We start from the raw sequence: 12,416 nt of genomic DNA, 5'->3' as shown, positions 1-12,416 counted from the left end.
CCCTTACATGAAGAAACGATTTTTCCCTGTTGCCCTAGTTGCTTCTCTTCTGGCATTTTGCGGCGTACAGACCTCTAGGGCACAAACACCAGAACAAGTGTTTAGAGCGGCGGGCACCCCACACAACCCCAAAGTGAGCGTTTCATGGAACCGCTATTATGACTATGCAGGCATTACCCAGATCTGTCAGCAATTAGCCAAAGCCCATCCAGACCTGGTAAAGCTGGAAACCATTGGTGACTCCTATGAGGGACGTCGGCTCTGGGTCTTAACCGTCTCTGATTTCAAGACGGGTGATCCTCTCCGGAAGCCGGCCATGTACATAGACGGGAACATCCACTCCAATGAGATTCAGGGAGCAGAGTTTGCCTTGTACACCGTCTGGTACTTAGCCGAAAACTTCCAGGATAACCGTTTTATCAAGGAGCTGTTACAGCAGAAAACCTTCTACATCATACCCACCATCAACCCAGATGCGCGTGACAACTTCATGCACAAACCCAACAACGCCCACTCGCCCCGGTCTGGCATGATGCCACTGGACGATGACGGTGATGGGTTGGTTGATGAAGATCAACCCGATGACCTGAACAAAGACGGCCACATCACGTTCATGCGCCGCAAGTCGCCCAACGGCAGGTATATTTTGGATCCGCAGAACCCATTACGTCTCATCCCTGCCAAGCCTGATCAACCGGGTACCTATGAATTACTGGGGTACGAGGGCTTGGACAATGACGGCGATGGTAAGGTGAACGAAGATCCCATTGGTTACTATGACCCTAACCGTGACTGGGGATGGAACTGGCAACCTGATTACATTCAGCGGGGAGCCTTTAAGTATCCTTTCTCCCTGCCCGAAAACCGAGCGGTGAAAGACTTTGTGCTGCGCCATCCCAACATTGCGGGTGCCCAAAGTTACCACAACAACGGCGGCATGATTTTACGTGGACCTGGGGCAGAGGAAGACCAAAACACCTACAATAGAGATGACAACCAAGTCTACGATTTGCTTGGGAAATATGCGGAGCAGGTGATTCCGGGCTATACCTATATGGTGGTGTACAGAGACCTTTACTCGGCATTTGGGGGCGAACTAGACTGGTTCCATGGTGCCCGAGGCATCTTCACGTTCACCAATGAACTTATGTCGCCTTATCTCCAGTTCGACCGCAAAACAGCATCGGGGCAAGAGCGGGAGGCAGAGCAGTATGATTTCAACAAGATGTTGCTCTTCAATGATGCCTTTGTGGAGTGGGAACCGTTTGATCATCCAACCTATGGAATGGTGGAGATTGGGGGATTCAAGAAAAATTACCCCAGAGCCCACCCAGGTTTTCTGTTGGAGGAAGACGCGCACCGCAACATGGCTTTCACTGTGTACCAAACGTATCAATTACCGCAATTAGAGATAAGAGAGGTGCAGACCAGAAAGCTCTCCAATGGATTAACCGAAGTTACCGCAACCATTGCCAATAACCGGATCATTCCCACCCATTCCAGCCAAGATCTAAAATATAAGATTGAAAGGCCAGACTATGTTTCCTTAAAGGATCAAAGTATAGTAGCCGGATTGGTCATGGAAAACGCTGACCTGAACCTGGGGAAGGAGCAAAAGCAAAATCCTTCGCGTTTGGAAATACCTAACATTCCCGGCATGGGCTACGTCAAAGTCAGGTGGATTGTATTGGCCAATAAGCCAGACCTCACCATAGAAGTAGACAGTAGAAAAGGAGGAGTAGTGACTCAGAAGTTTTAGTTATTCCTCCAAGAAGAGTTTCAACCAGCAGAGGCGGCTAATGGGCCGCCTCTGCTGGTTGAAGAAGGTGGCAAATTAGAGAGTATAAAAATATTGCAGTACTTGAATCAAGTCCGCCTCAGAAGACATTGCTAATTTATTGGAAACGATATAAGCTTTAAGTTTATCAGCCTGAGAAGGGAACACGTCCAGCAGTGACTTTCTGTTGATTTTTACCCTCTGCATCTTTCCATTATGAACTATATAATACTGTGACTCATCAACAATTTCATCATAGGTTTGCCCGGCGCTGTACCCACCTTTGAAATTAGCATCGATTTTTTTCTTGAGTACTCGTTTAACCAATGAAGTCTTAATATCAGTACTTTCAGTTAATACTGCAAAAAAAGCGTCACTAAGAGCTGGATCAATGGCCTGCGCTTCTTTAATACGTCTGAAGTCAATAGAATTTCCAACTATCGGATGCTGAAGAGTAAACGAAATAATTGGGGCAGTACCAAATTGTAATGTGTCCTTGGTTTGAGGAATCACTGCTACTAATAGATTTGAGTAAGCATCAAATTTTAATTTTATATTAGCAAAAACTTCGTTCTTGTCTGAATTACCTGATTTTACTATAACTTTTCCAGGAGCCCACACATCCCAAAAATATGGGCTACCTTTGACACCTTGGTATCTATTTTCGAAAACGACTGTACTCCCAGCGCCACCTAGTCTGCCTAATGACTGCACATTTGTTTGACCTGCAAGGCCCATAGGAGTATTGCCTTGGCCATAGGAAAAAGTTGTCCATGAGCAACATAACCCCACTACTAATAATGCTTTATGATAATTTAATTTCATTTTAGTTATGATTTACTATAAAGTTTGAAACAATTTATGATTATTCTATAGTTTTTCAAAAACATATGTTACATAGATTTAAAAACTTTTATTTTGCAAACAATCTCAAAGCTGTAATGTACTAGATGAACGCTTCGCTTAAAACATTTTTACTCCTCTTCGTCTCCATTAGCTGTGGTTTGATCAGTTCCTGCCGCCCTAGTTGTCCAATCAACTCCTGCCAAACGCGCATGGTGCATCGCCATGGGGAAGGCGAGTACAGAGGCATGCCATGGTACAAAAAACAGAACCCCAGAATAGGGGAGAAACTACCAAAACCCTCAAAGGAGATGCAGCAGGAAATGAATGGGAAGCGAGGGCGTAAAAAGGACTAAAATTAGCTTTTCACTATCTTTCTGCGTAAATTGCAGGCTTATACAAAACACAAATTTTTAAGCTCAATTGAAGTAAAATGGCAGAAAACGAGCGGATTATTCCCATAAACATCGAGGACGAAATGCGTGGCGCATACATTGACTATTCAATGTCAGTGATTATCTCCCGCGCACTTCCAGATGTACGCGATGGTTTAAAGCCAGTACACCGCCGCGTGTTGTATGGGATGTCTGAATTAGGAGTATCCTACAACAAAGCGTACAAGAAGTCAGCCAGGATAGTAGGAGAGGTGTTAGGTAAATACCACCCTCACGGCGACTCCTCAGTGTATGATACCATGGTTAGGATGGCTCAGCCCTGGTCCCTGCGCTATCCGTTGGTAGACGGGCAAGGTAACTTCGGATCTATTGACGGAGACTCTGCCGCGGCCATGCGTTATACTGAAGCCCGCCTGAAAAGAATTGCAGACGAGCTTTTGGCCGACCTTGAGAAAAATACCGTTGACTTTGTTCCCAACTTTGACGACTCCCTCAAGGAACCCAGTGTATTCCCTGCTAAATTACCGAACCTGCTGGTAAACGGTACTTCCGGTATTGCGGTAGGTATGGCCACTAACATGGCTCCGCATAACCTTACAGAAGTGGTGAATGGTATTATTGCTTACATAGATGACCCAGAAATAACCATAGCGGATCTGATGAAACACATCACGGCCCCTGATTTCCCAACCGGCGGGATTATCTATGGCTATGATGGTGTTAAATCTGCCTTTGAGACTGGCCGTGGCCGAGTAATTGTGCGGGCTAAGGCAGTAATTGAGACTTCCAAAACCGGGAAAGACCAGATCATTGTCACAGAGATTCCTTACATGGTGAACAAAGCCGCCATGATTGAGAAAACGGCGGCATTGGTGAATGAAAAGAAGATTGAAGGCATTTCTGATCTGCGCGATGAATCTGACCGTGAAGGGTTACGCATTGTGTATGACCTTAAACGTGACGCTGTACCAAATGTGGTATTGAACAACCTGTTCAAGTACACGCAATTACAGTCATCCTTTGGTGTAAACAATGTGGCGTTGGTAGGCGGCAGACCAATGACGCTTAACCTGAAAGACCTAATCAAGCATTTTGTGGAGCACCGCCATGAGGTGGTAATCCGCAGAACGCAGTATGAGTTAGACGAGGCCCGTAAGCGTGCCCATATCTTGGAAGGCTTACTGATTGCGCTGGATAACCTGGACGAAGTCATCAACCTTATTCGCTCTTCCCGTGACCCAGAGGTGGCACGTATGGGCTTGATTGACCGGTTCCAGTTGTCAGATATCCAGGCCCGGGCTATTCTGGAGATGCGTCTGCAGCGTTTAACCGGTCTGGAGCGCGACAAGATCATGAAGGAGTACCAGGAGATCAAGGACTTAATTGATTACCTCACCAAAGTGCTTGCCGATGAAGGCCTGAGAATGGAGATCATTAAACAGGAACTTACCGACATCAGGGACCGCTACGGCGACGAGCGCAGAACTCAGATTGAAATGGTTTCCAGTGATATCTCCCTGGAAGACATGATCCCAGATGAGAACATGGTGATCACCATTTCCCACGAAGGATATGTGAAACGAACGCCGCTCACAGAATACCGCAGCCAAAGCCGTGGAGGCGTGGGTTCTAGAGGTGCCGCCACTTCTAAGCAGGACGATTTTACTGAACACTTATTTATTGCCAGCACCCATAATTACCTGCTCATTTTCACTGAATCTGGCAAGGTCTTCTGGCTCAAAGTATATGAAGTACCGGAAGGAGGCAAAACCACTAAAGGCCGAGCGATCCAAAACCTGATCAACATTGAAAAAGATGATAAGGTGAGGGCGGTCATCAACGTGCATGGGCTTAAGAACCCAGACTACGTGATCAACAATTACCTGGTGTTCTGTACGGAGCAGGGAACCATCAAGAAAACTCCTTTGGAGGCTTATTCTAGGCCAAGAGCTGCCGGTATCCAGGCCATCACCATCAATGAGGGTGACCGTTTGCTGGATGTTCAAATGACCAATGGGGCTAATGACGTGATCATTGCGCTTCGTTCCGGCAGAGCCGTGAGGTTCCATGAGGAGAAAGTCAGAACCATGGGGCGTACTGCCGCCGGTGTGCGCGGAGTTACCTTGGCCGGAGAAGATGATAAAGTAGTTGGTATGGTTTGTGTACACAACCCAGATACAAACCTGCTGGTAGTTTCAGAAAAAGGTTTCGGGAAACGATCTGCTTTAGAAGAATACCGTATCACCAACCGGGGCGGAAAAGGAGTGAAAACCCTTAATGTAACCGAGAAGACCGGACACTTGGTAGCCATCATGGGCGTACTGGACACAGATGATCTCATGATCATCAACAGATCTGGTATCACCATCCGTTTAAGAGTCGCCGATCTGCGTGTGATAGGACGGGTTTCCCAGGGTGTACGCCTGATTAGACTAAATGAGGGGGACGAAATCTCTTCTGTGGCTAAGATTGAAGTGGAAGACAAGACGGAAGTTATCTTAAATGAATCAGAGCTGCCCATTGAGGAAGCCTTGAATCCTGAGGATATGATAGATCCGGAAACTGCTTCAGATCTGACTGATCCTGAGACCATCAGTGAAAACTAAGGAATCTTTTGATCCTGATTTTTATTAATACAGAACAACCTAATTCTAACCTAAAGAAAGCAATGAAAAAGTTTCTTTTAACAGCAGCAGCGGTAGTCTCCATGCAAGTGGCGTTTGCCCAGACTTCTGCCATCACCAACGCGATCATGCACCAGCAGAAAGGAACACTGGATAAAGCGAAAGCTGAAATCGATAAAGCTGTTGTGCATGAAAAAACAATGAACAACGCAAAAGCCTGGTACTACAAAGGTGTGATTTATCAAGACATGGCAAACCACCCGATATATGGCAAATTGATGGACCCGGCTGAGGCTTCTAAACAAGCCTATGAGGCCTTCTCTAAAGTTCCAGAATTGGAAACTAAGAAGAAGGAATTCACAGATGAGGCCAATAAGCGCAAAGAAGCGTTAATGAGCAACATGTACGCCTTCGCCCTTAATGCTGGGGTGGAGCACTACAATAACAAAAACTTTGCTGAAGCTCAGAAAGCGTACTTAAACGCCATTAGCTATAAGCCGGAAGATACCACTGCTTATATCTATGCTGCCTACGCCGCCGCTGGAAATGAAGACTACGCCGGCGCCAAGAAACTATACAACCAACTGGTAGATAAGAATCTGGCCTCAGCCAACGTGTACAACCAGTTACTGTACATTTCCAGCAATGTAGAAAAGAATGACCAAGAGACATTGGCTGTGCTGGAGAAAGCCCGTGCCAAGTACCCAGATAACCGCAATTTCATGTTGCAGGAATTGGATCTGTACCTGAAGTCTGGCAGAGAGCAAGAAAGCATGGCTAAGTTGGATGCTGCCATCAAGGCAGATCCTAACAATGCTAACCTGTACACCGTGCGCGGGAACATGCTGGAGCGCATGAAGAAGCCAGATGATGCTCTTGCCTCTTACAAGAAAGCCGCTGAACTTGATCCAACTAACTTTGACGCACAGTACAACCTGGGCGTGTACTACTTCAACAAAGGGGCTAACCTGAACAACAAGGCCAATAAAATGAGCCTTGCGGAGTACCAGAAAAACGGCAAAGCAATGCAGACCGAAGCGAAGAAATTCTTCACCCAAGCCTTGCCTCACTTTGAGTCTGCCTATAAAGTGCAGCCTAAAGACCGTACTACTGTCCAGTCTTTATTGAAAGTTTACACCGCACTGGACCGTCCTGCCGATGCTAAGCGCATGGACGCTGTGCTGCAACAGCTTTAATTAGCTAAAACCATAAAAAAAGGGGCTTTCACGAGCCCCTTTTTTTATGGCCAACTTCCAACGCCAACAGAAGAAAAAGTAGGTTAATGTTCTGCTTAAAGAAAATATAGTAGATTTAGCCCCGTACAACTGACACAACTATGCCTAAAGCAAAAGGGATTGCCATTATTGCGCATGATGGGAAGAAAGCAGAAATGATCGCTTTTATGAAAGACCATGCAGCGCTCTTCCAAAACACGAAATTAGTAGCTACCGGAACCACCGGACAATATGTTGAACAGACCGGCCTCAAAGTAAAGAAACTGCTGTCTGGCCCTAAAGGCGGTGATGCCCAAATTGCCTCCATGGTAGCCGAAGGCAAACTACAGGCTGTTATTTTCTTCAGAGATCCGCTGGGGAAGCACCCTCACGAGCCAGATGTACAGATGCTCATGCGCCTTTGTGACCTGCACAACGTGGCACTGGCCACTAATCCCTCCACGGCCCGGCTCATGGTGAAAGGCTTGGAAGCGGAAACCTTACCTGAGGCTTAAACTTATAAACCTATCGTTCAGAATCCAGTACATAGTCTGTACATTCAACTAGATTCTGAACGATGAGTAAATATTTTTTTTCTGCTTTGTGGGCATTGGTTTGCCTGCTGGTAATTAGCTGTAGTCCGGTGAAAGTGATGAATCACCAGGCTGCCCCAGACTTTAATTTGAGCAGATACCGCACTTTTGGGTTCATGGACGTTACTGCTGGTAATTCAGATTCGGCCAATGTGAGGGTGCCGGCTGAACAGATCGCGGTTATCCAGCGCGAAATCGCAAATCAGCTGGAGAGGAGGGGACTCACCCAGAGCACGTCTAATCCAGACTTACTGGTCAATGTGGGAGTGGTGGTGCTGGAGAAGAACCAGACGCGGCAAACTAATTTCAGGACCGATGCCCCGTACTATACCGGCCAGAGAAGGTATTCCTGGAGAAGCCAAGAAGTGGTAGTGGGGCAATACAAAGAAGGCACCATTTCTGTGCATTTGGTAGACAACGCCCAAAACACCTTGGTCTGGAGCGCCGAGGCAGAGTCGGTGGTGCCGGAGAAACAGGAAAAGTTGCAGGAAAGAATTGCAGAAGGGGTGGCGCAGCTTTTCAGTTCTTTGCCTTAAGGTACAACAATTATGTTAAGTAAATAAAGAAGGCTCTCCGTAAAGGAAGAGCCTTCTTTATTTACTAGTGTCACAATACGGATTTGCCATTTCCGTTTAGGGGCTCTTTTTCAGAAAAGAGCCCCTAAACGGAAATTATGATTTTCTCAATTCCTCAATAAACTCATCTACTGTGTCTTTGCTGTAGCCAATTCTGCGGGCATATTCCAGGCAGAGGTTATACTCGCGGTTTTCTATACGGCCATCCTGCAGCACCATCATTACCAGCGTTTGCAATTCCATGGTTTTCTGCAGGCCATCTTCCGGTATGATGAAGGAAAGCACGCTTAGGTTATCGGCAATGGGGGAGGTGTCTTCCTCCGTCAGATTCAACCGCTGGCCTATGTTCACCAGAAAATCGCTTTCAGATTCATCCACGTGTTTGTCGGCCACGGCCACCAACACCAGGTTCTGGAAGAAAGAAAGCTTTTTCTGTTTGGTATTAAATATCGCATCTAAGGATGTCTGTGTCGCCATAGTCTTGGTTTATTATGTGGTTTCTCTGTACAGTTACCGAGAAATGCCTCTTAAAGTTTTTCCCAAAGCCCAATTGAATCAAAGTATTCTGAAGGATGACAGATGTCATTTTCCCTTCGGAAAAAATGCCTCACCTTCGGACTTTACACGCACAGCCTGTAACCATTCATCACAAAATTCAGCCGTATGGAAATGCTTACTGTTTCAGAAATCCTGCACAAACTTAAAACCGAGGGCTACACCGTTGACTTTAATCTACAAGACAATTGCCTGGTCTGCCATGGGAACTCCTTAGAGCTGCACCCAGATGAATTTGCCGTAGATGCGGTGTACCGTTTTGAGGGTGCCTCAGATCCTGATGACGAAGCCGTAGTCTATGCTATTTCCTCCAGTAAACACCAAGTGAAAGGCACTTTGGTGAACGCCTACGGCATATACAGTGACAACCTCATCGCAGATCTGGTGAAGGCACTGAAAGAACCGGCGGGTTCTGAGGCTAAAGAGCCCGCGTCAGCGCCGCATACCGCTAATGAGCGAGTGTTGGACGCACCAATGCTCACCATGGATCTGGCAGCACTGATAAACCAGATAAAGCAGGAGCAAGCCTGGGCCAGCACCGACCGAACCAGTCATACCATTTACAAGACTGATGGCATGCGCATGATGCTCATGGGGCTGCACACGGGCGCTGAACTGAAGAAGCACACGACTCCAAGCATCATTAGCGTTCAGGTTCTGGAAGGAAATATTGAATTCAGTACTGAAAATGAAACTGTGCATTTATCAAAAGATCAGCTTCTTACACTGCACGCCGGACTTCCGCATCGAGTGGTTGCCCTGGAAGAATCTTTTTTCCTGCTGACGATGGCACTAACTACGGCAGGGAAGTCTTAAATAAAGTTGAACAGGCGTAATCTAACCATTACTTAACATAATATAAATTATAAGACATATTGCTATAAGGCTTACGAACTAAGCCTTATAGCTTACTTTATGTTAAGTAGGAGTAAGTATCGCTACTAGACGCAGTTTTCCTGCTAATTTACTGTATAGCCTTGTTATATTTCCTTGTAGAAGATTCTTTCAGGTTGGACGGCGATCAGATGACTTTACATGAACTCTATACTCTTATAAATTCGTACACTTTCACTACTCTCTCTACTGTGATAGTCTCCATGTAATCTGATCCTTTTGTATGCCCTAAACCTTCTTCGTCAAGATTAAAGATGCTACAGCTTCTACTTGTTAATGGTACGGTTACATAAAGAATGATATCTAAATTAATTAAAGCAATTGCGTTTAGCGGCTGATTTTTCAAAAAGAGCCGCTAAACGCAAAATATCAGATGCTTCTCTTCCCGTTACTATTCAAGACTATGAAACTTGAGTTAATCAAGCTTTGATCCTCTGTCACTTAAGATCAATAAAATAGATCTATATTTCGAAGCTACCTATTTAACATAATTGTGTAGATACCTCTTTACTCTGCTTCTATTGCTCTTCCGGCGTTTAGCGGCCCTATTTCCGAAATTAAGCTTAAAACAGGCAGCTCAGTGGGAACATGAAGAACCCGTTCCGATTGGTTTGCACAAGATTTGAGTACTTTTGTGCCTTAACCTTGAAACGTACTCTCTAAGCTACTCCTCTCCATAGATGAAATTTGATACCGCTTCCCTTACCCGGCTTTCTATCCACCACGTGGGCAACAAAGGCCTGGAGCAGAAACTGACGCTGTCTGAGAACGAAGCTGATTTTGGCGATGGACTGGCGGAAAAACTGGAGAAGTTCTTCCTCGCCAAGTTTGCGCAGGCGCACGAGCGTTTTCGGTTCAGCCATCCTTCCTCCCTGCAGTTCAACGAGGTCTACAGCTACGCCGAGAATATTTTCGCAGATAAAGAGGCTTTCCATGAAAATGCCCGTAACATTGCCCGCCACCTGTTTGAAAGCTCCAGCCACCCCAAAATAAAACCCGGGGAATTGTACGTCTGTCATTTTATCAACTGCGAAGTGGAGGAACGCGTGGTGGAAGCCGTGGGGATTTTCAAGACCGAGGTAAAGAGCGGCTATTTTGACGTGAGCCGCAAGAACCGAGACTTCACCATTTCCTATCTGGAAGGCATTGACAGCAACAAGTTTGACAAGGGCTGCATCATCTTCAACACCCAACCAGAGGAAGGCTTCATTGTCGCCATCATGGACAACCAGAACCGCGGCGAGGAGGCCCAGTACTGGCGCGAGAATTTTCTGGGGCTCACCCAGGTGAACAATGAGTTCCACCAGACCAATCACCTCCTCAACCTCACCAAAGAGTTTATCTCTGAGCGCCTCACAGAAGAGTTTGAAGTGGAGAAAACAGAGCAGATCGCGCTCCTGAACCGCTCTGTGGAGTACTTCAACAAGCATGAAACTTTTGACAAAGAAGAATTCGTGGCAGAGATCTTCGGGCAGCCGGAGCTCATTGAGTCCTTCAACAACTATGACACCGAGTACCGCCAGAACTATGACATTGAGCTGGAAGACAGTTTCCATATCTCGCCGCAGGCCGTGAAAAAACAGGCGCGCGTATTCAAAAGCGTGCTGAAGCTGGATAAGAACTTCCACGTCTACATCCACGGCAATAATGACATGATTGAGAAAGGCGTTGACGAAGATGGCCGCAAGTACTACAAGCTCTACTACGAAGACGAGGATTAAGCTCAGTTTAAGGCAGATTTGGGAAAAACAGCCGCTAAACGCCAAGAGAATCTTTAGCCTTTGTCATTCTCTGAAAACACCTGCGGGCTGAGTTACGTCTATATAGAAAGCAGGGGAAGCCAACCACTACGGCCTCCCCTGCTTTCTTTTCTAAATGCCGTCCATGATGAACCTGCTCGTTTACGCTGATCTCTCCCCTGCCCAACAACTTTACCTGACCCAACAGCTTCCGCCCACATATACTACCTGCTTTCACGCCCTTGGCACAGACGCCCAGAGCAGAGACTTCCTCGCCAAAGCGCAACTTCTTTTCGGGAATCCGCCGGTGGAGTGGTTGAGTACCTCCCCTTCCAATTTACAGTATTGGCAGCTTGAATCAGCGGGATTTGACCAGTACCAGGGCCTCTCCCTAAAGGCTACGGTGGCTAATATGGGCAATTTTTTTGCGCAAGCCTGCGCCGAAACCATGGTGGCCGGTCTTTTGGCCCTATACCGTGGCATCAATACGTTGGTTCGGTTACAGGAGCAACAGAACTGGCAGGGCAAAATAGTGCGCTCAGAGCTTAGGCTGCTGGGTAATAAAAAAGCTATTGTGTTAGGGGCCGGTACCATTGGTAAAGCCGTGAAGAAGATTTTGGAGGGTTTCGGGACGCAGGTGAAACTCACGGCCCGCACCAATCCCGACGCAGACATCCATTCCAAGGAAGCCCTGTTGAGCCATCTCCCCCACACTGATGTTGTGGTGAATACTTTACCCGGTAATTTGACCAACTATGTATCTAAGGAGTTCATCTGGCAAATGAAGAAAGGCAGTGTGTACGCCAACGTGGGCCGCGGCAATACCACAGATGAAAGCGCTTTGATCTGCGCTTTGCAGCAAAATCATTTAGCCGGCGCCGTCCTGGATGTCACAGAAACAGAACCTTTACCCGCAAACAGTCCCCTGTGGAAGATGCAGAATGTGTTGCTTACCCAGCACACCGGCGGAGGCCAGGATCAGGAGTTGGAAGGCAAAATTGAACGTTTCCTGATGAACCTCAACACCTTTTTGGCAGGCCAAGCCGTGGCTGATAAAATTGATCTGTCACAGGGATATTAGCGCTTTAACTTAAAAACATTACCAGAGACTGAGGTTGCGTTTAGCGGCTGTTTTTCCTAAAACAAAGACAAAACGCCCGCTCTCTAGGAAGGGAGCGGGCGTTTTCAATAAATATTAATTCAGGGA

Annotated in this window: 10 protein-coding genes; 8 read left to right on the top strand and 2 right to left on the bottom strand. The window is 46.6% G+C overall.

Going from position 1 to position 12,416, the window contains the following annotated elements; genetic code table 11:
• Positions 1–7 precede the first annotated feature (7 nt).
• On the top strand, positions 8–1,759 hold the full coding sequence (locus EFA69_RS16565) for a M14 family metallopeptidase (RefSeq protein ID WP_123134882.1): 1,752 nt from the start codon (positions 8–10) through the stop codon (positions 1,757–1,759).
• 75 nt (positions 1,760–1,834) lie between these two features.
• Here EFA69_RS16565 and EFA69_RS16560 read toward each other — a convergent pair whose 3' ends face one another.
• Entirely contained in the window at positions 1,835–2,602 is a 768-nt protein-coding gene (locus EFA69_RS16560) for a hypothetical protein (RefSeq protein WP_148041394.1), read from the bottom strand.
• Between the two features lie 451 nt (positions 2,603–3,053).
• Between EFA69_RS16560 and gyrA the strand changes: the two genes are divergently transcribed.
• The 4 genes from gyrA (at position 3,054) to EFA69_RS16540 (ending at position 7,982) form a co-directional block, all read left to right on the top strand.
• Complete coding sequence (gene gyrA, locus EFA69_RS16555; protein ID WP_123134191.1) at positions 3,054–5,621, top strand: DNA gyrase subunit A; 2,568 nt, start codon at positions 3,054–3,056, stop codon at positions 5,619–5,621.
• Between the two features lie 62 nt (positions 5,622–5,683).
• Entirely contained in the window at positions 5,684–6,835 is a 1,152-nt protein-coding gene (locus tag EFA69_RS16550; protein WP_148041393.1) for a tetratricopeptide repeat protein, read from the top strand.
• A 140-nt stretch (positions 6,836–6,975) separates the two neighbouring features.
• Positions 6,976–7,368 (top strand): methylglyoxal synthase, encoded by a 393-nt coding sequence (locus EFA69_RS16545; RefSeq protein ID WP_123134189.1) that lies wholly within the window; start codon positions 6,976–6,978, stop codon positions 7,366–7,368.
• 62 nt (positions 7,369–7,430) lie between these two features.
• Positions 7,431–7,982, top strand: coding sequence for a DUF4136 domain-containing protein (locus EFA69_RS16540; protein WP_123134188.1), 552 nt, complete (start codon positions 7,431–7,433; stop codon positions 7,980–7,982).
• 135 nt (positions 7,983–8,117) lie between these two features.
• On the opposite strand, the gene EFA69_RS16535 is transcribed toward EFA69_RS16540, so the two are convergent.
• Positions 8,118–8,498 carry a hypothetical protein gene (locus tag EFA69_RS16535; protein ID WP_123134187.1) on the bottom strand — a complete coding sequence of 127 codons (381 nt, stop codon included), beginning with the start codon at positions 8,496–8,498 and terminating at the stop codon, positions 8,118–8,120.
• 186 nt (positions 8,499–8,684) lie between these two features.
• Here EFA69_RS16535 and EFA69_RS16530 point away from each other — a divergent pair, with 186 nt between their 5' ends.
• From EFA69_RS16530 to EFA69_RS16520, 3 genes are all read left to right on the top strand, one after another.
• Entirely contained in the window at positions 8,685–9,392 is a 708-nt protein-coding gene (locus EFA69_RS16530) for a cupin domain-containing protein (protein WP_245964609.1), read from the top strand.
• A 758-nt stretch (positions 9,393–10,150) separates the two neighbouring features.
• Entirely contained in the window at positions 10,151–11,191 is a 1,041-nt protein-coding gene (locus EFA69_RS16525; RefSeq protein WP_123134186.1) for a nucleoid-associated protein, read from the top strand.
• Between the two features lie 163 nt (positions 11,192–11,354).
• The gene (locus EFA69_RS16520; protein ID WP_245964608.1) at positions 11,355–12,290 is read left to right on the top strand and encodes a D-2-hydroxyacid dehydrogenase; all 936 of its coding nucleotides are present in this window, start codon (positions 11,355–11,357) and stop codon (positions 12,288–12,290) included.
• The last annotated feature ends 126 nt before the right edge of the window (positions 12,291–12,416 follow it).

The sequence above is a fragment of the Rufibacter immobilis genome, assembly GCF_003721565.1.
In the GTDB taxonomy this organism is placed as follows: Bacteria; Bacteroidota; Bacteroidia; order Cytophagales; family Hymenobacteraceae; genus Nibribacter; species Nibribacter immobilis.
Note: the sequence above shows the minus strand (reverse complement) of the source record. Positions and strands in the feature narration are given on the sequence as shown.